This window comes from Vibrio sp. 1CM23M (genome assembly GCF_023161755.1).
In the GTDB taxonomy this organism is placed as follows: Bacteria; Pseudomonadota; Gammaproteobacteria; order Enterobacterales; family Vibrionaceae; genus Vibrio; species Vibrio coralliirubri.
Window position 1 is genome coordinate 633817 of record NZ_JALNTR010000003.1, and the last position, 25003, is coordinate 658819.

19 protein-coding genes are annotated in these 25003 nt (G+C 43.6%); 10 read left to right on the plus strand and 9 right to left on the minus strand.

Annotation, left to right across the window (positions count from 1 at the left end; all coding sequences use genetic code 11):
* Positions 1–20: 20 nt before the first annotated feature.
* Entirely contained in the window at positions 21–272 is a 252-nt protein-coding gene (locus MSG35_RS13705; RefSeq protein ID WP_017060071.1) for a hypothetical protein, read from the plus strand.
* 125 nt (positions 273–397) lie between these two features.
* On the opposite strand, the gene MSG35_RS13710 is transcribed toward MSG35_RS13705, so the two are convergent.
* A complete protein-coding gene (locus MSG35_RS13710; RefSeq protein WP_248384294.1) occupies positions 398–1006 on the minus strand; it encodes a DUF2238 domain-containing protein in 609 nt (202 codons plus the stop codon).
* A gap of 201 nt (positions 1007–1207) precedes the next feature.
* Between MSG35_RS13710 and MSG35_RS13715 the strand changes: the two genes are divergently transcribed.
* Positions 1208–2047: a 2OG-Fe(II) oxygenase family protein gene (locus MSG35_RS13715; protein ID WP_004730947.1), complete on the plus strand. Its 840-nt coding sequence runs from the start codon at positions 1208–1210 to the stop codon at positions 2045–2047.
* A 308-nt stretch (positions 2048–2355) separates the two neighbouring features.
* A complete protein-coding gene (locus tag MSG35_RS13720; RefSeq protein ID WP_248384295.1) occupies positions 2356–2976 on the plus strand; it encodes a DNA-J related domain-containing protein in 621 nt (206 codons plus the stop codon).
* A gap of 125 nt (positions 2977–3101) precedes the next feature.
* Here the strand turns inward: MSG35_RS13720 and mrdA are convergent, their stop codons facing one another.
* The 5 genes from mrdA to MSG35_RS13745 all read right to left on the minus strand — a co-directional run bounded on the left by mrdA (position 3102) and on the right by MSG35_RS13745 (position 11169).
* A complete protein-coding gene (mrdA, locus tag MSG35_RS13725; protein ID WP_248384296.1) occupies positions 3102–5000 on the minus strand; it encodes a penicillin-binding protein 2 in 1899 nt (632 codons plus the stop codon).
* Positions 5001–5408: 408 nt separating this feature from the next.
* Positions 5409–7064 (minus strand): ABC-ATPase domain-containing protein, encoded by a 1656-nt coding sequence (locus MSG35_RS13730; protein WP_017060076.1) that lies wholly within the window; start codon positions 7062–7064, stop codon positions 5409–5411.
* A gap of 120 nt (positions 7065–7184) precedes the next feature.
* Positions 7185–9092 carry a GGDEF and EAL domain-containing protein gene (locus MSG35_RS13735; RefSeq protein ID WP_248384298.1) on the minus strand — a complete coding sequence of 636 codons (1908 nt, stop codon included), beginning with the start codon at positions 9090–9092 and terminating at the stop codon, positions 7185–7187.
* 178 nt (positions 9093–9270) lie between these two features.
* Positions 9271–10470, minus strand: a complete 1200-nt coding sequence (fabV, locus tag MSG35_RS13740; protein WP_248384299.1) for an enoyl-ACP reductase FabV — start codon at positions 10468–10470, stop codon at positions 9271–9273.
* Between the two features lie 81 nt (positions 10471–10551).
* A complete protein-coding gene (locus tag MSG35_RS13745) occupies positions 10552–11169 on the minus strand; it encodes an arylesterase (RefSeq protein WP_076657240.1) in 618 nt (205 codons plus the stop codon).
* Between MSG35_RS13745 and MSG35_RS13750 the strand changes: the two genes are divergently transcribed.
* From MSG35_RS13750 to MSG35_RS13760, 3 genes are all read left to right on the plus strand, one after another.
* Entirely contained in the window at positions 11168–11842 is a 675-nt protein-coding gene (locus MSG35_RS13750; protein WP_004730959.1) for an ABC transporter ATP-binding protein, read from the plus strand. The genes MSG35_RS13745 and MSG35_RS13750 overlap by 2 nt on opposite strands.
* Before the next feature lies 1 nt (position 11843).
* Entirely contained in the window at positions 11844–14282 is a 2439-nt protein-coding gene (locus tag MSG35_RS13755) for an ABC transporter permease (RefSeq protein ID WP_248384300.1), read from the plus strand.
* A gap of 532 nt (positions 14283–14814) precedes the next feature.
* Positions 14815–16269, plus strand: coding sequence for an FAD-dependent oxidoreductase (locus MSG35_RS13760; protein WP_248384301.1), 1455 nt, complete (start codon positions 14815–14817; stop codon positions 16267–16269).
* A gap of 183 nt (positions 16270–16452) precedes the next feature.
* Here MSG35_RS13760 and MSG35_RS13765 read toward each other — a convergent pair whose 3' ends face one another.
* From MSG35_RS13765 to MSG35_RS13775, 3 genes are all read right to left on the minus strand, one after another.
* On the minus strand, positions 16453–17403 hold the full coding sequence (locus MSG35_RS13765) for a biotin-dependent carboxyltransferase family protein (RefSeq protein WP_248384302.1): 951 nt from the start codon (positions 17401–17403) through the stop codon (positions 16453–16455).
* A complete protein-coding gene (locus tag MSG35_RS13770; RefSeq protein ID WP_248384303.1) occupies positions 17396–18148 on the minus strand; it encodes a carboxyltransferase domain-containing protein in 753 nt (250 codons plus the stop codon). Before MSG35_RS13770 ends, MSG35_RS13765 begins: the two co-directional genes overlap by 8 nt.
* A gap of 163 nt (positions 18149–18311) precedes the next feature.
* Entirely contained in the window at positions 18312–19055 is a 744-nt protein-coding gene (locus tag MSG35_RS13775; protein ID WP_017071504.1) for a 5-oxoprolinase subunit PxpA, read from the minus strand.
* Between the two features lie 170 nt (positions 19056–19225).
* Between MSG35_RS13775 and MSG35_RS13780 the strand changes: the two genes are divergently transcribed.
* From MSG35_RS13780 to galE, 4 genes are all read left to right on the plus strand, one after another.
* Complete coding sequence (locus MSG35_RS13780; RefSeq protein ID WP_248384304.1) at positions 19226–21289, plus strand: TonB-dependent receptor; 2064 nt, start codon at positions 19226–19228, stop codon at positions 21287–21289.
* A complete protein-coding gene (locus MSG35_RS13785) occupies positions 21279–21815 on the plus strand; it encodes a YfiR family protein (RefSeq protein ID WP_248384306.1) in 537 nt (178 codons plus the stop codon). Before MSG35_RS13780 ends, MSG35_RS13785 begins: the two co-directional genes overlap by 11 nt.
* On the plus strand, positions 21815–23791 hold the full coding sequence (locus MSG35_RS13790) for a diguanylate cyclase (protein ID WP_248384308.1): 1977 nt from the start codon (positions 21815–21817) through the stop codon (positions 23789–23791). The genes MSG35_RS13785 and MSG35_RS13790 overlap by 1 nt, the downstream gene beginning before the upstream one ends.
* A gap of 82 nt (positions 23792–23873) precedes the next feature.
* Positions 23874–24887 carry a UDP-glucose 4-epimerase GalE gene (gene galE / locus MSG35_RS13795; RefSeq protein ID WP_248384309.1) on the plus strand — a complete coding sequence of 338 codons (1014 nt, stop codon included), beginning with the start codon at positions 23874–23876 and terminating at the stop codon, positions 24885–24887.
* The last annotated feature ends 116 nt before the right edge of the window (positions 24888–25003 follow it).

A 25003-nucleotide genomic window follows, 5' to 3' on the forward strand; every position in this document is an offset into this window, starting at 1 on the left:
GAGTTCAATCATTAACTTCTATGGCTAAACCAAACAAGAAACAACCGACCAAGACGGTTCAGATTTTCTGTGCCAAATGTAAAACGCAGCTTTTTAAGTATCGGAAAGGTGGCAAAGGTGCACTCGTGAAATGTTTTAAGGAGCGTATCGTTGAAGATTTCACGACAAAGCCATGTGTATGCCCTGAATGCGGGATTGAATTTGCGCGAGACACTTTGGTTCGAGGTACGCCAGCATACAAGTTTGTTGGTGGCAAGGTAACGATGAAATAACCTGTCACGATGAAACGACCAGTCATATTAAAACGAGCAAACAATGCTGAAACTAAAAATGCCACAGCACAGTTTGTGTGTGGCATTTGAATGTTGCTTTTGATACTAAGTGTAAAGAATTGAGCTCAGTAAGCTCTGACACGCCCTTGAAGCTTAAGAAGAAATAGCGAGACAATTGCGCCCGTGGTGTCACACAGCATGTCTTTCTGAGCATCCCAAATATCGCCTTGTGAACCAAGGAACGCGATACCTTCATCACCACCTGCAATCTCCGCGTACCACCACTCGATAATTTCATAACCTGCAGCCACACTCATGATCGCAAATAGCGCAAAGAAACATGCCAGCACCGGTTGAGCCAGTTTTTTACGAATCAAGTACTCAGCGAGTGGGTAAGCATAAAGGCCAATAGAGAAATGCGCGACACGGTCAAAGTTATTCCGTTCTGAACCTATCATGCTATTGAACCAATCAAATGGCACTTCCGCGAAGGTATATTTTGCGCCTATCGAATGCAAAATCAGCCAGATAAACATCAAAACGTAGGCTGTCTTAGTGAAGGTGAGCTTGGTTGATAACCACCAGATTCCCACCAATATCGCAAGCGCTGGAACAATTTCGGCAATCCATACCGCTCTTGAAGAGGGAGCAAACGCTGAAAATAGAAACACAATCAGATACAGCGTCGTCAATGATAGTAATGGTCGATTTTGAGCAAGTGGCGTGATTGTCATATCAAGATCTCTCGTCGAAGTTTTTATTAGTGTTACACAATAATGAACAGTGTTCAATTGAGCTTTAATCACCAGATTTGTTGAAAAGTAGCGTTATCGCCCAGTATCTAGACAAACGGTTGCTAGAGTTTCACAAAAGTTTGATTTACAACAAAGCGATCCTTAAAATCGCTCTATTACTACATAACAAGAAAGAAAGTCATGAAACTGGAAACTGTCGATTACCTTGCTGACGACGCAGCAGAACAATTTGTTCGCTCTCTACGTGAAACTGGTTTTGGTGTTCTTAAGAACCACCCAATCCCGAAAGAGCTTGTTGAGTCAATTTACGAAAACTGGTACCAATTCTTCATCTCTGAAGAGAAAGAGAACTTCCACTTTAATGTTGAAACACAAGATGGATATTTTCCACCTTCAGTGTCTGAAGTTGCTAAGGGCCACACTGTAAAAGACATCAAAGAGTACTTTCACGTATACCCTTGGGGCCAAATCCCTGAGCAGCTGAAAGAACAGATTCTAGATTACTACCAACGTGCGAATGCTTTTGCTCAAGAGCTGCTAGGCTGGGTTGAAGCTCATGCTCCTAAAGAAGTACAAGAGAAATTCTCTATTGCGTTATCAGAAATGATCAACGGCAGTGAACAGACTCTGCTTCGTGTTCTTCACTACCCACCAATGCAAGGTGATGAAGAGCCAGGTGCAATCCGCGCTGCGGCACACGAAGACATCAACTTACTGACGGTACTTCCTGCTGCAAACGAGCCGGGCCTTCAAGTTAAAGCTCAAAATGACGAGTGGTTAGATGTTCCATGTGACTTCGGTAACATGATCATCAACATCGGTGACATGCTTCAAGAAGCATCAGGTGGTTACTTCCCATCGACGACTCACCGTGTAATCAACCCATCAGGTGAACGCCAAGAGAAGTCTCGTATCTCTTTGCCTCTATTCCTTCACCCGAAACCAGAAGTCGTGCTGTCTGAAAAGTACACAGCAAATGAATACCTAATGGAACGTCTAAGAGAGCTTGGCGTTATCTAATTAGTTAAATGCTCCGTCCCTAAAACTAGGATAGATGTGAAAGGTCAGCTAAGTTGCTGACCTTTTTTGTATCCACACCAAAGAAGAACGGCTTTATTGCTAACGATTGTGTTCAACTAAAGGTACTCAGTTTTTGACGATGGAAGGTGTCTTTAAGCCAAACGATAGAAAGTTGTTTGTCCTTAAGCTCGACAAATCGTAGAAAATCGCTTTCAATTAAAGAAGATACGCAACGGATGAGAAACAGGTTACTTATAGAGCCACTGTTGTGAAAATCCATTAATTCAGAAAAGCTAACTGAGTCAACTATGTCGAATCATCAAGATGTGAGAGCAAACTTTCATTGCCATATGGAAAACCCGTTGCTTTGGCCGATAATGGAAGTGCTTAAGCAAAAGCCAAGCGGATGGAAAGTACATACATTGGCGGCTCATTTGAACGACCTTGGGTTCGTGCCAGTGTTAGATGCAGCGCCTGAGAAAGAGTTGTTTAAGAAGAACTTCCTTATCATGAATGCGCTTTATCAGCTTCAAGAAACCTTACACCCTGATGGTTGGCTCCAAGTCCAAGCGATGGACATCGAATTGATGAATGGTCGTTATCACGGAAGCAGTCACAGTATCGATCATCAAGACCCACTTCGAGAGTACTACATTAATTGGGTTAACTATGAAGCGGATCAAGGCGAAGTCAAAAGGCTGTTGAACGAATTTTGGACTCGGTACAGAAAGTTTGTGGGTGGTGATGAGCTCGATATGGATCGAAGCCGAGCGTTAAACCTGTTTGAGCTACCTTTAGACGCGACACACCATGAAATTAGAAAACGTTGGCGACAACTTGCATTGAGATGGCATCCAGACAGAGACGATGGCAACACCGCAAAATTCCAGACGCTCTGTGAAGCATGGCATGTATTAAGAAGCTCATAATCGACCGGCATTTTTAGCTGCCTAGTTGAGTAGAACCATAAAACAGAAAGCCCCACATTGTGAGTGACACAAGTGGGGCTTTGTCGTCATTACGTTATGCGTTGTAGCGACTTGAGTTGTTGGTGCTAGGAATGATCTTTGCTCTCGCCACTTTTATGCTCAAAGGCATAGTCGAGTACTTTACGAATATAAGGCGCACCGACTTTTGAACCACCGTTACCGTGTTCAATAACCACCGTTGCGACATATTCAGGGTGCTCATACGGTGCGAAAGCCGTGTAAAGCGCGTGGTCAAGTAAATGCCTAGCGAGTTTCTTCGAGTTGTAGACCTGATCTTTCGCAAGATCAAACACTTGTGCAGTTCCTGATTTACCGCCGCTCGTGTATTCAGTTCCCTTAAATGCACGTCTGCCGCTGCCTCGACTACCGTGGTTTACGAGTCGCATCGCGTTGATTGGCACATCCCAAATTCTATCCGGTACTTCGGTGATTGAAGGCATTGGCTCCGGTTCGACAAGTTGTTGCGTATTGAAATCTTCACCGTGATCTAAGGTGGCTCTTAAGATGTGGGGTGGCATCACCTTACCATGATTAACCAATACTGACGTTGCTTTAGCAAGTTGCATTGGAGTGGATGTCCAATAACCTTGGCCAATACCAATCGGAACTGTGTCACCTTGATACCAAGGGGTACGATAACGCATCATTTTCCATTCTCGAGTCGGCATGTTGGCGGTACTTTCTTCATAGATATCAATGCCTGTCGGTTCACCAAATCCAAATCGGTTCATCCAACTTGAAATTCGGTCAATACCCAAATCAAAAGCGGTTTGATAGAAGAATGAATCCACCGACTCTTCAATGGCTTGAGTTACGTCTACAGGTCCGTGACCCCAACGTTTCCAGTCACGCCAAGATTTAGAGTTTCGTTTAGAGCCAGGAATTCTCCAAACGCCGTGGTCGTTACGAATGGTATCTTCAGAGATAACATGTTCTTGCAGTCCTGCCACAGCCATAAATGGTTTAACGGTTGAGGCAGGAGGATAAACGCCTAGAGTGGTGCGGTTAACCAACGGGTGAGCCGGATCATTCAATAAACGTTGGTAGTTCTTACTCGAAATGCCGTCTACAAATAGGTTAGGGTCGTAACTCGGGCTGGACGCCATTGCCAACACGCTGTTGTCTTTTGGGTCGAGAATAACCGCGCTTCCGGTTCTGTGATCAAGTTGCTCAAAAACGTATTTTTGCAGCTCTAGGTCAATATTTAACACGATATCTTTGCCGGCTACTGGCGGTACGTACTCAATGGTTCGGACTATTCGGCCACGGCTGTTTACTTCGACTTCTTGATAACCTTTGGTGCCGTGCAGGATATCTTCGTAATAACGTTCAACGCCGAGCTTACCTATGATTGTTGTCGCTTGATAATTCGCTTCTATCCCTTGTTCTTCAAGCTTTCTGAGATCGCTATCATTGATGTGCGCCACGTAACCAAGAACATGGGTAAGCACCTCACCATTCGGGTAAAAACGCTTTAAGCTGGTATCGATAGATAAGCCGGGGAATTGGTACTGGTGCACGGAGAACTTAGCAATCTCTTCTTCCGTCAAGTTCTCTAGAATAGTCACAGATTTAAAACGGCGGGTGTTGTGATAGCGTTTTTTGAAACGAGCGATCTGCTCTGCATCACGGGGGACATATTTGTCTAGCTTGGTGAGCATTGCATCGACATCATCGGTTTGCTCGGGAATCATCGTCAGATCAAAGACAAGCTTGTTTTCCGCAAGCAACACGCCGTTACGGTCGTAAATAAGCCCACGAGTAGGGGCGATAGGTAGTACTTTGATTCTGTTGCCATCGGCACGAGTTTGATAGCTTTTAAAATTTTCAACTTGAAGTCGGTATAGATTGCCGACTAAGACAAGAGTGAACATCAAGATCCCACAAAACGCGACGATTACGCGGTTTTTGAATAGGTTCACTTCGATTTTATGGTCACGCATCTTAACGCGTTTATGATTCATTGAAGCCTCAAGGGTTTGTTACATTTGGTTACACTTGTCGAATCGGGACTTTATCTGAATATCACTAGGGTTTTGTAAAAGCTGTGTCATGTTTTGAGGGATCGATAGCATTAGATGGCTGTATACAGCGACTATAGTTTTCTTATTACACGAGATGATAAGTGATTGATGTAATGATTGGTTTTATGAATTTCTAAAGTTCAAGAGTTTTGACGACACTAGATGTTAGGTCAAAAGAGGTTAGATAAATTTACGGCCCTCAGAATGAGAGCCGTAGAAGGTTCATTTGCCTATTTAGTGGCTTAGAAGCTTTAGTAAACTAATAAACTAATAAACTAATAAACTAATAAACTAAAAGCTTAGAACTTCAAAAGCGAAGAAGCACAATAAATCCGATATTTAACGAAATCAGTTCGAAGGCTTGAACTGAGATTTACGCATACGGTTCAGAGCAGCCATCACATCTAATGTTCTTGGTTTCGCTAGGTCACCGTAGTTAGGCATGTTAGCGTGCCATTCGTTTTCTAAAATGGCGTTAAACTCTTTAGCAGGGTTGTTTGACCAACCTGGAGTTTGTGCGAATTGGAACCAAGCCCAACCGATCGCGTTCACTTCAGACGGCGATTCTAATTGCTCAAGTGCAGAAAGGTCTGCGAACTCTTTACCAAAACGCAGTGACTCTTTACCCTTCGCGTTAACACGGAACTTACCGTCAGTCAGAATGTTCATGAGTGAAGCACGGTTCAATGAACGTGGTACAAACGTTTCTAAAGCAGTTTCACATTCGTTAGTACGCTGAGTAGGGTGCTGAGCAATCACGTCTTTTGCTTTTTCAGTCACATCTACCGCTTGGTAGTCGTGCATTTGAATCACAGTGTTCGCGACATCTAGGTAATCACCAGAACCGCCCATTACAACAATGGTAGAGATATCCATCTCTTCACGAAGCTGACCAATGCGGTCGACAAGTGGTGTGATTGGCTCATCGCCTTTTGACACGAGTGCTTGCATACGTTCGTCACGAATCATGAAGTTAGTCGCTGACGTATCTTCATCAATAAGTAGAGTTTGAACGCCGGCTTCAATCGATTCTTGTAACCAAGCCGCTTGAGACGTAGAACCAGAAGCATCTTGTGTGCTGAAGTCAGACGTGTCTTTCTGCATAGGTAAATGATTGATGTAGTTTGACAGGTTCAAGCTGTGCACACATCGACCATCTTCAGCGCGGATCTTCATCGTATCAATCGCAGTTACGATGCCTTCACGACCATCACCAGGAATATGGTTGTAGATAGAACGTTCAACGGCGTTCAACAGTGTCGATTTACCATGGAAGCCACCACCAACGATCAGCGTGATGCCTTTTGGAATACCTAGACCAGTCACGTCACCTTGGTTTGGAGTATTTAAAGTAACACTCAACGATTCTGGAGCCGCGAAAGGTACCGCGTCTTTCATTGGAAGGTCGCAGTTACCTGCGATACGAGGTAACACACTGCCGTTTGCAACGAATGCCGCTAGGTTGTTTTCATCCAATTGAGCACGCAGCGCTTCTTGGTCTTCAATCGTTTCACAATGTTTGATCATTGCATCGATGTTTAACTCACGCTCAAGCGTCGCGCGACGAATAAACTTCGGTAAGTAGAAAGTGATGATGTTGTTCGCTTTCTTAGCAAGAATGCTACGACCATCAGCTGGTAGATTAATACGGAAACGAATTTCGATGCCGTGGTCTGTGAATACAACCGCTGTGTTGTCTAATACGGTTTGACCCGTCAGGGCGATAGAAACGGTCGATTCTTGTTTCGCGAACTCAGAGAAGCTACGTGCAATGAAATCACGAGCGGCTACTTGGTATTCGTAAGATTTTTCTTTCAGCCAATCTAACCCGGTCAAAGACCACGCGCGCGTTGCACGAAAACGAGAAGCTGACGCGTATGGGTCACCTTGGATGTGGTCGATGTGTAATTCAAAATCAGCAAAGTCGTATTGACCTTTAATTTGTTGATATGCACGGTAGTTTTGTTTTTCGAGCTTTTTAAGCTTTGCAGTCAACTGATCCATAACGAGGAATGCCTATATAAGGGGAAAGATAAAAACAGAAAGGCGGCGATTATAAAAATCACCACCTTTAGAGTAAAGAGAAAGTAGGCCTAAATCCAAAACTAACTGCTCTTTTTCGCTTTAAGCGTAACGAGTTGTCCCCAAATAGTTTTGATTGATTAAGCTGTGTTCGAATTCTTGGCTCGGCATTGGCCTTCCATAAAGGTAACCTTGGCCCACATCACAGCCTTCATTGATAATAAATTGCTCCTGAACCTCCGATTCTATGCCTTCAATCGTCACTTTTAGGTCGAGCTTTTTGGCAATTTGAACAATAGAACGAACAATTTCCGAGTCTTCGTGTGAGTTAAGCATTTGGTCGATGAAGCTCTTATCAATCTTAATAGTATCGAATGGGAATTTCTTCAGGTAACTGAAAGAGGCGTAGCCCGTACCAAAGTCATCTAGTGACAATGTAACGCCAATGTCGTGCAAAGATTCCAAGGTATTCTTGGCAACCACTTCATCAGCAATCAGGCCGCTCTCCGTGACTTCAAGTTCTAAGAAGCGAGGGTCTAGATGATAGGTCTCGAGTAGGTGAACCACTTGTTCCGCAAAGTGCACGTTCTTGAGTTGAATCGCAGACACATTGACGGCCATTTTAAAATCGTCGACGTATTCGGACCACTCTTTTGCTTTTTCAATCGCATTGCGTAGAACAAAGCTACCAACTTCGAAAATCAAACCGTTTTGCTCAGCCATGTGAATCAGGGTTTCGTTAGAGATGTCGCCCAAGACAGGATGTCGCCAACGAAGCAACGCTTCTGCACCGACCCAGCGATGCGTCAACGGGCAAACTTTGGGTTGAAAGTAGAGCATAAGGTCATCATTACGAACGGCTTGAAGTAAATAGCCTTCAATCTTATTGATGTGGGTTTGTTCTTCGGTATGGGATTGAGAATAGTAAGCGAACTTTTGTCCTGAATCTTTACACGCTAACATCGCTTCAGAAGATTTCTGCAGAATGCTTTCCGCGTCATCTTCGTCGTTGGTAATTGCAATCCCAATAAAGGCGTGTAAATGCACTTTGTCACTTTCGATGTCGAATTCTGAATGGCCAACTTTAACGAGCGTCTGGCAAAGTTCTTCAAGGCGATGGTGCAAATCTTTAACGCTAAACGCCAGCACGAGATCGACCGAAGTAGGGCGTGCAGTTAATACATCGATATCAGAAATACTGTCGATACGTTTTCGGTATTCAACAAGCACTTGGTCTAACGCGTTATAGCCGTATCGAGCCTGAATGCGTCTGCCGTTGGTAAAACCAATATGAACGACTGCAAATGAGCTGTCCGTCAGCCTTCGCTGTGACAGTAGCTTGTGGTTTAAGCGAGATTCAAATGCGTTTCGGTTTAAAAAGCCCGTACCTAGATCGTGATTCTTTTGGAAGTTAATCTTTTGCTCTGCAGCTTTTCGCTTATCAATCTCTTGATTTAATGAATAATTAAGACTCGCAAGATCTTTAGTCCGAGTGTAAACACGATTTTTTAAGTCTCTATTCATTTGAGTGAGCTTAGCATGCTGAAACAGGGTTTTAAGCTGAGACTCTATCGAGGTGCGAAAGCTCTGTAAAAGCTTGATATAGGTGGGAGTGTAGTGGTTTTCTTTCGAGTCTAAAATGCAGATAGTGCCAAATAATTCACCATTCGGCCAAAGCAGCGGAATTCCACAATAAGAGACTAAACCGAGCTTTATGTCTGGGTTGTTTTCCCAGGCAGGGTCAGCGAGAGCATTGGGCACAACAAGTTGTTGTTGAGACTCCATCACCGTTTCACAGTAAAGCCCATTGCCTAAGGTTTCCGAATCACCTTTGTTGTATGGATTGTTTTTACTGCGACTAGTAGAGAATACTTCAATGTAATTGGCGTGAACACGCATGATGAGCGCGGCAGGCACTTGAGTGATTTGAGCTAAGAGGTCAACAATGTTCTGCCAACCGGACTCCATATCGTCTGGAATATCTAAGTCTATCGTTTTTATTTTCTTCATATGACTCCGAGTCAATTATGCTAAATGCATCAACACATCCTGTGTTAATTATGATGAATCGAATAAACTGTGAATCTTGCGTTAATTAAGTATAAGAAATGTTGCACAAAAAAACCTCCGCAATTTTTCAGAGGTTTTCAAATGTGAATCCGGGTCTCAGTAATGAGATAATTTCAGATTAAGGCTTTAACTTTATAAAATCTTCTGTGTTAAGTTTCTGCCTATAGTCTACCGATGGTTGATCAAACCCATTTAATTGCAGAAATTCCTCTTTAAACCCTTGGTAATCACCTAAAGTTTGGAAGTTGTTTTCATCCATCTTTTCTAGTAATTCAGTTACGTGCGTTTGGGTTTCTGGGTCTAATTCCCAATCATCCATACGGATCAATCGCTCACCATCAAGTGGTACTTTTGATTGACCATAGAGTTTACTGCTAAACAGACGCTGCATTTGCTGGATACAACCTTCGTGGGTCTCTTTCTCTTTCATCACTTTATACAAAGCAAGCAGGTAAGGGCTGAGTCCCGGAATGAACACACTCGCTTTGGTCACTAATGCTTTACACACGGTCGCGTAAGCATTACCGCCAAAGTTTGCTAGTTCAAGGTTAAGTGCGTGGCTGGTTTGATGAAGGTCTATTTTAGCGCGGCCCAAAGTACCGTCTAAGTAGATAGGGTGCGTGACTTCTGGACCAACGTAAGAAAAAGCAATGGTTTTGCAACCCGGAGCAATAGATTCAGCGTTGATGAGTTCATCTATCCATTGTTCCCAATCTTCGCCTCCCATCACTTTGAGTGTGCTTTCGGCTTCTTCTTCCGTCGCGGCTTCAAGCGTGTTGGTGACCCAGTTGTCGTGTTCCAGAGAAATGGTTGCGCCAGTTACGCTTTCACCAATAGGTTTGATGGCAGAGCGCCAAAACTCATCGGAATCTGGTTTAGGACGAACGCCTGCAGCTAAGCTATAGATAATTAGATCCACTTCACCTTCGAAATAGGTTTCAATGGCTTCGACAACTTGTGAACGTGTTTCTTGCGAAAATGCGTCGCCAACGATGTTAATAGCAGTGCGTTGCTCTCGTTCGGCTTCTTTTTTGAAGTAGATGTTGTTGTACCAACCAGCACTACCTAGGGATTTTTCGTTTGGACCGCGCTCGAATGAGACGCCGATAGTGTCAGCTTTTGCGCCGCCAAAAGTAAGGGCAATACGAGCGGCAAGGCCAAAGCCTGAGGAAGCGCCGATAATCAGTACTCGTTTAGGGCCATCTTTGATTTGCGGCGCACTCTTAACAAACTTGATTTGTTGCTTTACGGCTTCTTGACAGCCAAGAGGGTGAGCACTTTTGGCTACCACACCCTTGATAACAGGTTCGACAAGCATAAATAACCTTACAGTTAACGATGATATGCACTCAGGCTAACGTAAAGCTGTGTAAAATTTATTGAGCTAGACCATTAAAACTTAAAGATACTGATATAATTCTTCGGCGACAAATTCAGCAATCCAAGGTTGAGCTTCTGGTTTTGGATGCAGTCCATCGTTCATCATCCACTCAGGTTTGAGGATGATATGCTCTAGGAAAAACGGCAAAAGTGGTACGTTTTGTTGATCAGCAAGCGCTGCAAAAACGTATTCAAACTGTTGGTTATAACGCTTTCCGTAATTCGGTGGGATTTTAATCTGCATCATTATAGGTTTGGCGCCCGCAGCTTTTATCTGCTCAATGATTTGATCAAGATTCGCAGACATCAGCTTAGGTGGGAACCCACGAAGTCCATCATTCGCACCAAGTTCAATAAGAACGGTGTCTGGAGCATGTTCTTCAAGCAATTGTGGTAAGCGAGCTAAACCATTGCCCGTTGTATCACCAGAAATACTTCCGTTAACCACGGTTACCGTTTTGTCATGCTTTGCTAACGCGTCTGGTAACAGGCTTGGCCAACTCTGTTTGATGTCCATGTTGTAACCAGCACTCAAGCTATCACCAAGGACCAGTAACTTAGAATCTAACTCGGTATCTTGAGCCAAAGAAGCGGTTGAAAATAAAATAAAGAATAAAAAGGAAATTAGTCGAGTCATGCATACATCCATCATTAAAGCAGAAGCTGTTTCGAAGACAGTGTCTACTAATCAAGAACATTTAACAATCCTAGAGCACGTCGATATCGATATTCGTGAAGGCGAAACTGTCGCGATTGTCGGCACGTCTGGCGCGGGTAAGTCGACCCTAATGACGCTGCTTGCTGGTCTTGATGTACCAACGAAAGGCGAAATCAGTTTATTAGGACAGCCACTTTCACAACTTGATGATGAGGCAAGGGCTAAGATTCGCAGTGAATCGGTAGGGTTTGTATTTCAAAGCTTCTTATTAATTCCAAGCCTTTCTGCGCTACAAAATGTCACGTTGCCTTGTTTGTTGAAGGGAGAAGACGAAGACATCGAACGCGCGACGGCTCTGCTTGAATCAGTAGGCTTGAAAGACAGGCTTGATCACTTGCCGTCTCAGCTATCGGGTGGTGAGCAACAAAGGGTAGCGTTGGCGCGCGCATTTATGATTAAGCCAAAAATCCTTTTTGCCGATGAACCCACAGGTAATCTAGACCAACAAACGGCAGCCAAAATTGTTGAGTTGTTGTTTGAATTGAACTCATCCCACGGCACAACGTTAGTTTTGGTGACACACGATCCTAAGCTTGCACAACGTTGCCAAAGAACACTCAAGATGCATGTCGGTCAGATAGAGGAAGTCTAAATTGAATTCATCAAACGGACTGAATAAACGCCTGTTTTCATGGAGTATCGAAGAGATTCGACACGGTCAGTTGTGGCCAGTTTCAATCGCTTTAACGCTTATTATTGCTTGTGTGTTTGCATTGTCGGCGTTGGCCGAACGTATGGAGCAGGTAATCGTTAAGCAGGGCAAAGATGCACTAACTGCCGATAGCGTGTTTATCTCAGCAAACCCAGTTCCGCAACCCTTGTTAGACCTCACTCAAGTTGAACAAATAGAAAGCTCTCAGTTGACTCGTTTTTCAACCATGGCATTCAGTGACAACTCGATGCAGTTAGTGACGGTGAAAGCGGTTGAAAGTAATTACCCGTTACGCGGTGAAATGATCTTAGAGGGCGCAGATAAAGCATCAAGTAACCATGTTGAGCCGGGTGAACTTTGGTTAGACGAGCGTATATTTGCACAGTTAGAGGTTGAAATTGGTGACATTGTCACTATTGGCGATGCCGATTTAGCGATAACTGGACGAATCACTCAAGAACCAGGCTTAAGTTTTAACCCGTTCCAACAGATGCCAGCCGTTCTGATTCATACAAGTGATATCGATGCCACGGGAGCGATTCAACCGGGCAGTCGTGTTAGTTTTAGGCTGTTTCTAAACGGTGATGATACAAAACTGCAAGCCGCGCAAGACAGCGTAGAATTAACACCAAGCGATCGCTGGCGTACTCAAGATTCTGCGAGCCGTACTAACGACATGTTCGAAAGCACGACTCAATATCTTTCGTTAACCGTTGCTATTGTTGTGATCATGGCCGCGACCACTTTGGTACTCACTTGCCAACATTATGTTGCGAGTCGCCGTAAAACCATCGCGATGCTTAAGAGTTTGGGTGCAAGCAAGCAGTGGATCGTTAAATGGTTGTCTGTACAGGTATCTCTATTAGTGGTTATCGGTGCAGTACTGGGAATAACCATCGGTATCGGCTTGGAGTTTTTGCTTCGTATACCTTTGGGCGACTTATTACCAACGCCACTTCCTAGCTATGGTATTGAACCTGCAATCTTGGCGATTTTATCAAGCATCTTAATTGGTGTTCCTGCTCTTGGTATCCCGTTAATTGGCTTGGTCAACACCTCGGCAATTAGCGTTATTCAATCAAGTCACCAGTCCAATGAAAGTTACAATAAATACCTCTTGTTACTAGTACCTATTATTCCAATGATGTTGATGTATGGCGACAATCTATTGGTATGGATAGTTCTAGCGGGTATCGCTTGCCTGTTCTTATTGCTTGCGGTCGTCAGTACGCTTGTTCTGCGTTTGGTTGGTAAGTTGCCGACATCGACTTCTATGCGTTTAGCATTGAGCCGAATTAATCGCACACCTCTAGCAACTGGGATTCAATTTGGCTCTTTAGCGCTTTCACTGATGTTGCTGTCTATTATCTGGTTGGTAAGAAGTGATTTACTGTCAGATTGGCAGCAAACCTTGCCAGAGAACGCACCAAATGCGTTTGCACTTAACATTGCAAGCTATGAAAAAGACAGTTATCTCGAGACGATTGATGCAAACGAAGTAGAGCGTACTCAAGCGTTTCCAATTATCCGAGGAAGACTGACGACGATAAACGGTGTTGAAGCATCGGAATACAGTGATACCTCTGGAGAAACAGACGCATTAAGCCGTGAGATCAACTTCACTTGGGGAGATAGTTTACCTGAGTACAATGAAGTGTTAGAAGGCAGCTGGACACAAGAGCAGGGCGTATCTGTGGAATCGGATGTCGCGGAGCAACTGGATCTAAAGATTGGCGATGAACTTTCGTTCACAATCAACAGCCAGAATGTTTCTGCTAAGGTGAATAGCATCCGTAAAGTCGAGTGGCGAGAAATGAAGCCGAACTTCTACTTTATTTTCACTCCAGATGTCTTGAGTTCAATTCCTTCTACTTGGTTAGTGAGCTTCAGATTAGAAGAACAACATAATCAGATGCTCAATGAACTCTCTCGAAATCACCCAACCGTGAGTTTGATGGATATTCGTAAGATGGGTAGCAAGATCCAAGAGTTGCTTAAACAGATTGTTTGGTCGATTACCGTACTTGCGGCGTTAGGTGTGGTGGCGGGGTTGTTGCTTATCTTCACTCTATTGCGATTGAGCTTATCTCAAAGACAACAAGAGATACGCTTGTATCGAACATTAGGCGCGAGCAAGAAGCGAATTCTCAATACTATTTGGTGTGAGTACGGGTTAATGGCGTTGGTCGCAGGCTCAATTGCAGCGCTCGGTTCTGAGCTCAGTGTAGCAGGCGTTATGAACTATGGCTTCGAGTTACAACCTTCACTTCACCCGATGCTGTGGATAGCGCTACCGGTGCTAACGTTCATCACATTGGCCGCGGTAGTGAATAGCTTAATCAAACGTTTGTTGGCACCAGTAAACAAGGATTTTGGCTAGTCGCTAGCGAGATCTAGCCAAGCGCTTAAAACGGTCTAAAAGTGAGATTATTTATACTTAGTCATGCACTATTTATAATACGTCGCTTTAGACCGTTTTTTATTTGACCAACCGGTAGCATAAGTAAAAAATATCGCACCTTATATTCCACTCTTTTTAGCATTTTTTAAAACTAATTGCCCAATAATGCCGATTTAATGAACAGCGGTTAGTCCCTGTAAACAAAGGGTTTGCGCAACTTAGCAAGAGCGTTATCAACAGTTATCCACAAAAACGGTGGATAACTTTAGGGATAAGTTAACCTCTATGTTTTAAGAGTACTGAGGCAGCCTTTATGTGGCGTCACTTAGGACAAATTTGACTGTTAGAATAACCTTTAAAACTCTATCTGGAGTTATTGAGTCAAGAGATTATTTATATTTTTTACATAGATATTAAATCCCGCCTATCTAAGACCTTGATAAAAATGTGTTTTAATTCATCGCAGAACAAAAGTAGAATAGCGGCAGTTAATCTTATTCTACAGAACACGATGAACCACAACAAAACGGATACAAATCAACCTTCTATTGCCATTGTTGGTGGTGGTATTGCCGGAACAACGAGCGCGATTCACTTTAGTGAGTTGGGTTTTAAGGTCACTATCTTAGAAAAAGGGCCGAGTTTGGTTAATGGTCCACCAATTTGCCACCTGCACGCTGGCGGCAATTTGTATCGAGATATTTCTGTAGAGCAGTGTCTTCAATTGCTCACACAGTCAATTGATACCGTCCGCTTATTCCCTCATACGATCAATATTCGTCCGACAATCATCGCCGTTCCGCACAGTGATGGTGGAGAGCCGTTAGATCTGCTTCCTCGTCTCAAGATAATCAAAAGCGCTTATGCCGATCTTGTTAAACAAGATAAAAGCAACCAAGTGCTCGGTGATCCGGAAGAGTATTATAAGCTGTACAGCAAAGAAGATTTATTAACACTTTCTGCGAAAACACAGCCTCTGAAACCAATATCGCTTGATGATTGGTGTATTCCTTTCGCTAAACATACGGATTTAGAGACTCTTAAGTATCCTGTTGCGATGGTCCAAGAGTATGGCTGGAGCGTATTCCGGCTTTCTGCGACCGCGCAACTCTCTTTGGGGCAACAAGCTAACTGTACTGTGTTGACCAACAGCCGATTACAATCTGTTGAGTCGACAGGTCAAGGTTGGTCTTTGACTTATACCGATGCCGAAAACCAAAGCTGCCAACTAACGACCGATTACTTGATTAATGCGAGTGGGTTTGAAACGGGTATCGTGGACGACTTTGTTGGCTCTAAGCAGCAAAGACTTGTTGAATTTAAAGCTGCATACGTTACAGAGTGGCCATTTTCACAAGAATGTAAGGAAGAGTGGCCAGAGGTTATTTTCCATGGTCCGAGAGGCACACCGCAAGGCATGGCGCAATTAACGCCGTATGCTGATGGTGTGTTCCAACTTCACGGCATGACAGAAGGGATTACTCTGTTTGAGGGAGGGCTTGTTGCTTCATCAACAGACTCGTCACAGCCACAGTTGCCTTCGAAGCTGCTTAAGAAAATCGTATCGGGTTGGAGTGAAGAGCAGCTTGAATTAAGAACTCGCGCGGCAATAACGCATATGTCTCAGTTCATCCCAAGTTTTAGCTCTGCATTGGTCGGTGGTAAACCTTTGTTTGGTGCGCAACAGATTCCGGGAACCGATCCAAGCTTAAGAGCTTCAGACGTTTCATTCTGTGGGGAACGCTATGCTCGACTTGAAGTCGTGAAAGCTTCTTCAACATTAGAAGCGGCACAAAAGGTCGCTGAGCAATGGTTTGATGTATCAGAGGCGGCATCTATTGAAGATACGCACTCAGTGACAATGTCACTTAATCTAAATGATATTGAAAACAGAGCGATAGATTTGACGCAAGAACGTGGATACCCAAAAGCGCTTGCCAAGGTGTCAGGTCAAGATCACGCTTAATAGCCAATCATCATCGACTGCGCTTAACTTCTTCAATTCGGCTTACTGTAATAGGTAAGCCGAATCTTCATTCAAACGCCAACTTAGATACCGAGACTCATCCAAACGACATCTTCCTAGCTAATTATTCCTAGTTGATTATTCTTAGCTACATAGCAATTAGCACATAACACATCGCAAAAACTAATAGCCGAAAAACTGAGCCCATTGGCACCAAACATCTTGTAAGCCTATGCGATCACCCTTGCTGAACGATATCGCATGCCCAGGTTTTGCTTGTGCCAAGCGTGGTAAATCGATTCTTGCGACACATCCAATCTTCGGATAACCACCTATGGTCTGTCTGTCATTAAGCAGCACGATAGGTTGCCCATCTTGGGGAATTTGAATCGCACCTAGGGCAATGCCTTCTGACAATAGCGAAATGTCAGGCGAGTCGACGGGCTCGCCATTGAGTCGATAACCCATCCGATTGGAATTTTGGTCAACGTGATAATGCGCGTTATACAAAGTCTCTTTTGCTGACTCGGAGAATAGCTCACTCTGATAGCCTTCAATCACTCGTAGGTTCACGGGTAGATTGTAATCAGGCGTGTATCGGAAGGTAACACTTACCGCTTTAAATGGATGTGATAGTTGGTGCTGGGTAAAAGCTATTTGTTGCCCTTGCTGGCATGGCTCTCCATCTTGCGTTAATCCACCAATCTTTTCACGAGTGACTGTAGAGCTGCTATCAAGAGTTGATGGAACATCGAAACCGCCCTTAATAGCTAAATACGCCCTTAGACCATTTTTAGGCAAACCAAATGAGAGAACTTGCCCTTTAAAAGCTTGAAAAGTACGCCAGTTAGGCTGTGGTTTACCATCGAGCTTCGCTTGTAAATCACCCCCGCATAATGCCATCTCACAATCAAAATCGATTCGTAACGCACATTGCCCAAGCGTGATTTCCAGCGCTGCTTGGTTTACTGGGTTGCCCAATAGATGATTGGCCCAGCTATAAGAGTAATCATCAACCGGTCCACCTTGCGTTAATCCAAGATGAGCAACACCAAATCGCCCAAAGTCTTGAATCAAACTCAACGGACCGGGCTTAATCACTGTCAGTGTTGGTTTAGCTTTTGTCTTAGCCATTTACGATGCCTCCACCCAAATCTACAAACTCTTTCTTTGAAATCGCGATAAAACGGACTGTGTCACCAACATTAAGCAGAGACAGCGGTCTTTGCGTGATATCGGCGTTCTTCATTTGGCTATGATCGAACAACGGAAGCGGGCAATTTCCGATAATATTCCAGCCTCCCGGTGATTCCGAAGGGTACACCGCCGTTTTCGTATCCGCGATGGCGATACTGCCTTTGGGCACACTTAAGCGGGGTGTAGAGTGACGGGGCAAGGCAAGCTCATTAACCACATCCGACATAAACGCAAAGCCAGGCGTAAACCCAATCGCACTGACGCTGTATGTCTGTGAGGTGTGATATTGAATAATATCGTCCAGAGTCACACCTTTGTCTTGGTATCGGTCTAAATCGAGCGCCGTTTCTGGTGAGTAATAGGCAGGAAGCTCAATCGTATTACGAGTTTTATTAACACTAGAAAAGGACGACAGAGCATGACTCAACAAATTATTGAGCCGTTCAATGAGCTGCTGTTCTGATATTCGATAAGGGAGGTAGTCGACCAATATTGTTTGGTAAGCCGGCGTCACATTCATCAACACCGATGCTAAATTTTGGCGAATGGCATCGGAAAAGTGAGCCATGTACTGCGCATATTCGGCGCTAGATTGATTATTTGAAGGCGATAGTGTCAAAGTCACTAAAACGCTGCATTCCGCGACTGGCGCTATATTGAATTCAATCTGATTCGTCGTCATTTCGTTTCCATACGTTTGTTATCTTGCCTTTTATTAGCTTACTTGGCGTGTCTCAATTCCGTGTCCAAGCCAAAACAAAGCAATTAGATCTCACAAGCAATTGGTTAGGTGCTCGATCAGGCGAGCGATTAGACCATGCGTCATACCAATCACACGCTTCATACTAATTAAAAGCGTTGAGGTCTTGTCTGATTTTTCTAATTAGTGCGATGGATTGAGGGTTATCGCCATGAACACAGATGGTATCGGCTTCAATAGGCAGTCTTTCACCCTCTAAAGTCGTAACCGAGCCATAGTTAATGATTTGCATAACTTGGTTATAGATATCGTCTTGATTGACGTAAACCGAGCCTTTTTGAGTACGTGGCGCTAATTGTCCGTTATTTAAATAAGCACGGTCGGCAAACGCTTCAAACAAGAGAGGTAGGTCATGATCGTCAGCAATATCCAAATACTGTTGATTGTCTGATGAAGAGAGAATCATCAAGGGGATGTTAAATTCCGCGACGGCTTGGGCTACCGCATTAAACACATCGATATTTGCCATCATATCGTTGTAAAGGGCGCCATGAGGTTTCACATAGCCAACAGAGGTGTGGTGATAGCGGCAAAGGGCTTTTAATGCCCCGACTTGATAGCACACCAGTTCACTGATCTCGTCCATGGTGTGTGGAATAGAACGGCGACCAAATCCAACGAGATCTTGATAACCGGGATGAGCACCAATTTGGGTGTGATAGTGCTGCGCCAGTTTTATCGTCTTGGACATAACGTGCGGATCAGACGCGTGGAAGCCACAAGCGATGTTTGCCATATCGACCCATTCCATGACCGATTCGTCATCGCCCATCTTCCAATTGCCGAAACTTTCTCCCATGTCGCAATTAAGCAAAATCTTCGTTGTCACGTGGTACTAATCCTTTACGTTGAGGTAAGTAATGACGGTCTTATAAATACCATAAATAAACAGTGACCTAACTCAAACTTTCGACACCGTAGATTTACCAGTATGGCATTTCATATATAGTTGAACTATTGATTAAAGGATTAATATCTATCTGTATATTAGGTGAGCACATGATATCCCGCCAGGTTTGCTTAGGACTAGCATTAACGACACCTGTTTTTGTCTCTGCTCAAGAAAACTCTCTAGACCAGCTCATGTCGATGAGCCTTGAAGAGTTGTCTATGTTAGATGTCGAAATAGAAACGGCTTCGAAAGTAACACAAAAACTCACTGACATTCCTTCGTCGGTGTATGTGCTTTCTAATGAGCGAATTCAGCGCAGTGGCGCGAAAACCATTGCGGAAGTCCTAACGCTTGTACCCGGACTCAAAGTCACCAAATTCAACGAAACCTCATGGTTTGTTTCGACACGCGGCTTTCATGATGGGCTATATAACAAGATGCTCGTGATGATGGATGGACGAAGCTTGTTTAGCCCAGTCTATGGCGGTACGTATTGGAGCGACGTTGATTATGTGCTTGCCGATATCGAACGCATCGAAGTACTAAAAGGCCCCGGCGGAACAATTTGGGGAGGCAACGCGGTTAATGGTGTAGTCAATATCATTACCAAGTCTGCCAATGATACGCAGGGGACTTATCTCTCCGGTGTCGCATCTAATACAGATAACTATGAATTTAGTGTTCGTCAGGGATTAAGCCTAAACGACAGTGTGAATGCTCGTGCCTTTTATAAGTACCGAGAAGAACCAACGTATCGCACAAATGAATCTGAAAAATGGAACGCACAAACGGCAGGGATGGTTTTTCAGCCAAGTAATGTCGAAGAAAATTGGTCATTACGTATCGGTGGTGAGAAAAGCTTTTATGAGTCGGAGTTGTATACGTTTCAATATGATAACTCAGGGTCGTTTGTCGGGTCACAAGCCAATGATTTCGATAACAAGAGTCAATCTGTTTACGTCCAATTCAACGACTCTCGCCATTTTGATGAAAGTTCGACACTCTCATATTCGTTATGGGGTGAATATAATGAGGATAATGCGCCAGACGCTCCGGGAAGCTACTCGACCCTCGATTTTGACTCTACTTATATCAACCAACTATCGGAAAACCATCAGCTAACACTCGGTGGTGGCCTGCGATATATGTATCTTGATTTCTCCTCAAGCCAAGTTTCGGACGTCGATTGGTACAACCCTGATTACTACGGTCGAGCCTACAATATCCAATCTGCCAACGATTATATTGCGAACGCTTTTATACAGTCTCAAATTCAAATGACGGAAGCGCTGTCTGTTACACTTGGTGCCAAGGTTGAACACTTTACACAGAATGATTCAACTGAGCTTTCACCTCAATTGCGTGGTTTATATAAGTTAACTCAACGTCATTCCGTATGGGCGGGGCTTAGCCGTGCGGTTGTTGCACCATCTTATATGGATTCCAATTCCACCTATTATTTCAATAGTTACAATGCTGACTCAAACAACAGCTACCTAGATGTATATAAATCAAGTTCGAGTCTTGAAACAGAGAACGTCGTAACGGCGGAAATGGGTTATCGCTACTCAAACAATTCAAATTTCGAACTCGATGCAACGATTTACCTGAGTGAACATGACAACCTTCGCTTCCATAGTTATGACGCTAGCGATATCCCCGCAAACCATGTCTATGTCTATGCGTTATCTGACGACTATAAAGCGAAAACTTATGGGTTAGAGTTGGGGGCGAGTTATCACCTAACTGAAGATCTAACCAGCTACCTAAGCTACGCTTACACAACGTTAGAAGGTGAAAATAAAGGTGATGACCCTAAATCTAGTCCACAAACTAGTGTTTATTACGATATTGATAATGAACATTTAGCTACGGCACAGTTGATGTGGAATATCACCGACAGTTGGCAATTCGATGTGATAGGCCAGTACATTAATGTGAATTACCCAGACTATTGGGTAGCAGGTGATGGCACTCAATATGAATGGCAATCTTACCCGCATGAAATAACCTTTGATGCACGTCTCGCGTGGAAAAAATCGTCCGCAGCACCTTTAATTGAAGTGGTTGTTGAAAACATAGGTAAGAGTGACGGCTATCAAGCTGAATTCACATCTCAGAAAAGCGTCAATCAAGAGTCGGTGTATGTGAGGGTCTCTCATGAATTCTAAATGGCTTAAGCACCGCATTAAGCTCAGCTTCACTAAATTAGGCCTTGCCGCTTTGACTATGCTTATTGTGCCTTGGAATACATCGGCGGCTAGCTTCAAACCGCATGAAGTTAAAGCGGTGTACCTGTTTAGGATTGCGAACTTTATTCGTTGGAATGACGAAAGCACAATGAATGTTGTTAACTTTTGCGTTATTGGTGATAAAAAAGTAAGCAAAGTACTAGCGTCAATTACAGAGGGGAAATCTATTCGTTCGCTCGATATCCGAGTTCAACAATCGGTGGCACCTAAGTGTGATATCACCTATCTATCTGATCTGGATAATAACGAATTTAATAGCGATGCACACTCACCCCATACTGTCACGATCAGTGATATTCCTAATTTTACGGATATGGGAGGTGTCATTGAGTTAACGCACATTGATAACAAGCTCAAACCTAAGATCAACTTAACAAACGCGAGACGTGGTGAATATATCATTGGTTCAAATTTGTTACGAATCGCTATAGTGGAGGGCCAGTAATGTTGTCTTTCATTAATAATATATCGATTAAAAACAAGCTGATCTTGCCGATTATTATCTTTATCGGGGCTACTTTCGTCACTATTCAATCAGTTAATTACACTGTCACTTTTGAGCGAGAGAAAGAGAGCCTAATCCAGCGAGTTAAGGTATTGGCGCAAGGGGTAGCATATAACCTACAAGCTGCAATCTTATTTGAAGATAAGTCGTCTGCTCAGGAGATTTTGTCTGCGTTCGTTGCAGATAAAGATATTGTGAGGGTAAAGCTCTATGACGCTAATGAGCAGTTATTTGCTAACTATCAAGTGAACAATACCTTGATCCCAAGGCCAAGTGCTGATGAATTAATTGATATCGCGGATCATCAATTTGCCATCTCTGAACATTTCATCTTCTTACTTGTTCCGGTGACTCTGGATGATGCTGTTATCGCGAACTTGAGAGTGACAATATCAAAACAGACGTTTAATTCGATCTTAACGAATATTTTCAAGGTTGCAGCCGTCTACCTGTTGTTTCTGGTGATATTAGGGGGAATACTGGTCAAATTGGTTCAACGCTTGATTATCAAGCCGATGTTTGACCTCAATGAGGCGATGCAAGCCTTTGTCGATCGCCGATCAGAACAACCAAAATTAGTCGCAACCAACCGTGATGAGATAGGGGATCTGGTTCGCGCATTCAATACCATGCTAGAAAGGCTTCAACATCGCGATAACCAAATCAATTTTACGCTAGATAAATTACAAGAAGAAAAATCATTCGCAAATGAAGTAGTTGAAACCGTTCAGCACTCGTTGTTAGTCGTGGACGAAAAAGGGCTCATCGTTCATGCGAACGTAGCCACTCGTGATATTTTTAAGTGCTCAGAAGCGTTTCTTGACAACTTGTTGATCCAAGAGCTGATCACAACGAAGCAAAAAGGATTTTTACAAGACGTCATCGACGCCAATATTGAGCTCAATGACGAACTACTTGAAACCACCGATCTCTTTCAATCAAAACGCTGGCTTCGTGTGAGCAGTCGTTCACTGACAAAACATGGTCGTATTCTTTATGCAATCCAAGATGTGACTGACATAGAAACGGCCATGAGCCGCCAACGTATCGCTGCGGGTGTTTTCGAAAACAGTAAAGACGGTTTGATCGTGCTGAACTCGTCCAATGTGATAACCATGGTTAACCCGGCGATCACACAACTTCTCGGTTATCACTCTGATCTGCTGGTGGGTAAAACACCCTTTGAAGTATTTTCGTGGCAGCAATTTTCATCATTGATGCCGACAATTCGCAGTTCGTTAGACAACTATGGTCAATGGCAAGGCGAAGTGTGGGAGAAAAGCGCGCCCGGCACTTTAGTTCCAATGTTTGTCAAAGTGAATCGAATTGCCTCAGACAACGAGAAGGACGAGTTTGATATGGTATTAACGCTGTCTGATTTATCCAACGTTAAAGAGATGGAAAGACTCGAACACTTGGCTCATCACGATGCATTAACCGGGTTAGCGAATAGAGCGCAGCTGTATAAGGTTATGGATGATGTTGTCACGTCGAGCCACTATTCAAATCAGCATTTCGCGGTTATTTACTTGGACTTAGATGGCTTCAAAGAAGTGAATGACAATTATGGACACGATGCGGGTGACGAAATCCTTAAAGAAGTGTCAAACCGGTTGTTATCTAAGGTAAGAGCGGGGGATTTAGTTGCACGTTTGTCGGGTGATGAATTTGTTCTTATTATTAAACAGACCAACAAAGTCTTGTTAGCTAAGTTAGCCGAGCGATTGTTGGATCTGATCGGGCAAGAAGTGAATTATAAACAGCGTTCACTGCATGTTGGAGCGAGCTTGGGTATCCATTTAGTTGATGGTTCAGAACGTGATATTGACGTAATTCTAAAGGTTGCTGACGAGGCTATGTACCAAGCAAAACGCAAAGGAAAAGGTCAGTTTGTGTTCGCTCGTGAGGGTAAATAGGTTCCGGTGTTTGTGAGCTCACCCTAAGTTGTTGTATCATAAGTGATAGGTTGAATATTTTTAATTTAAAGGTCTGCTAAGCATGAATGTTTTAATTACAGGTGGCATGGGTTACATTGGTAGCCATACAAGTATCCAGATGATCAACGCAGGTATGACACCTGTACTTTTTGATAGCTTGTACAACAGCAAACCAAGCGTTTTAGAACGTATCGAAAAAGTATCGGGCGTTCGTCCCAACTTCATTGAAGGTGACGTTCGTGATAAAGCGCTTTTGACTGAAACAATGAAGCAACACAACATCGAAGCGGTTATCCATTTTGCGGGTCTAAAAGCCGTCGGAGAGTCTGTGGAAAAGCCTCTTGAATACTACGATAACAACGTAAACGGCACGTTAGTTCTTGTTGATGCAATGCGTGATGCGGGTGTAAAAACCTTGGTATTCAGCTCTTCAGCGACAGTCTACGGCGATCCAGCAAGTGTTCCAATTACTGAAGACTTTCCAACAAGCGCTACCAACCCATATGGTCGTAGTAAATTAATGGTTGAAGAGTGCTTAACCGATTTCCAAAAAGCCAATCCGGATTGGAGCATTACACTGCTGCGTTACTTTAACCCAGTAGGTTCACACCCAAGTGGTGAGCTAGGTGAGGATCCACAAGGTATTCCAAATAACCTAATGCCATTTGTATCTCAAGTCGCTGTTGGCCGCCGTGAGTTTCTATCTGTGTTTGGTAGCGATTATCCAACAAAAGACGGAACTGGCGTTCGCGATTACATCCACGTAATGGATCTATCTGATGGTCACATTGCAGCGCTTGAGAAAGTAGGGCGCAAAGACGGTCTTCATATCTACAACCTTGGTACGGGTAACGGTTCAAGTGTATTGGACATGGTTAAAGCGTTTGAGAAAGCGAGCGGTAAAGATATCCCTTACAAGCTTGTGGAGCGTCGCCCTGGTGACATCGCTGAATGTTGGGCAGATCCTGCTAAAGCTCAGAAAGAACTCGGCTGGAATGCTACACGTACACTGACTGAAATGACTGAAGATACATGGCACTGGCAGTCAACCAATCCTGATGGTTTCCCTGGTTGATCTAGTTGTTTCATGAATAGTTAACTTACAAAAAGATGCTTTAGGGCATCTTTTTTGATCTAAATCGAATAAAAAGTAAATTAGTGGTTAAAAAGTATCATTCTGTATCTGTTGTG

Coding starts and splice junctions, on each gene's coding strand:
- MSG35_RS13760 (WP_248384301.1), top strand. CDS start 14,815: ATGAACCACAACAAAACGGATACAAATCAACCTTCTATTGCCATTGTT.
- mrdA (WP_248384296.1), bottom strand. CDS start 5,000: ATGAATCATAAACGCGTTAAGATGCGTGACCATAAAATCGAAGTGAAC.
- MSG35_RS13780 (WP_248384304.1), top strand. CDS start 19,226: ATGATATCCCGCCAGGTTTGCTTAGGACTAGCATTAACGACACCTGTT.
- MSG35_RS13705 (WP_017060071.1), top strand. CDS start 21: ATGGCTAAACCAAACAAGAAACAACCGACCAAGACGGTTCAGATTTTC.
- fabV (WP_248384299.1), bottom strand. CDS start 10,470: ATGCTTGTCGAACCTGTTATCAAGGGTGTGGTAGCCAAAAGTGCTCAC.
- MSG35_RS13730 (WP_017060076.1), bottom strand. CDS start 7,064: ATGGATCAGTTGACTGCAAAGCTTAAAAAGCTCGAAAAACAAAACTAC.
- MSG35_RS13710 (WP_248384294.1), bottom strand. CDS start 1,006: ATGACAATCACGCCACTTGCTCAAAATCGACCATTACTATCATTGACG.
- MSG35_RS13745 (WP_076657240.1), bottom strand. CDS start 11,169: ATGACTCGACTAATTTCCTTTTTATTCTTTATTTTATTTTCAACCGCT.
- galE (WP_248384309.1), top strand. CDS start 23,874: ATGAATGTTTTAATTACAGGTGGCATGGGTTACATTGGTAGCCATACA.
- MSG35_RS13735 (WP_248384298.1), bottom strand. CDS start 9,092: ATGAAGAAAATAAAAACGATAGACTTAGATATTCCAGACGATATGGAG.
- MSG35_RS13715 (WP_004730947.1), top strand. CDS start 1,208: ATGAAACTGGAAACTGTCGATTACCTTGCTGACGACGCAGCAGAACAA.
- MSG35_RS13720 (WP_248384295.1), top strand. CDS start 2,356: ATGTCGAATCATCAAGATGTGAGAGCAAACTTTCATTGCCATATGGAA.
- MSG35_RS13770 (WP_248384303.1), bottom strand. CDS start 18,148: ATGACGACGAATCAGATTGAATTCAATATAGCGCCAGTCGCGGAATGC.
- MSG35_RS13785 (WP_248384306.1), top strand. CDS start 21,279: ATGAATTCTAAATGGCTTAAGCACCGCATTAAGCTCAGCTTCACTAAA.
- MSG35_RS13790 (WP_248384308.1), top strand. CDS start 21,815: ATGTTGTCTTTCATTAATAATATATCGATTAAAAACAAGCTGATCTTG.
- MSG35_RS13765 (WP_248384302.1), bottom strand. CDS start 17,403: ATGGCTAAGACAAAAGCTAAACCAACACTGACAGTGATTAAGCCCGGT.
- MSG35_RS13750 (WP_004730959.1), top strand. CDS start 11,168: ATGCATACATCCATCATTAAAGCAGAAGCTGTTTCGAAGACAGTGTCT.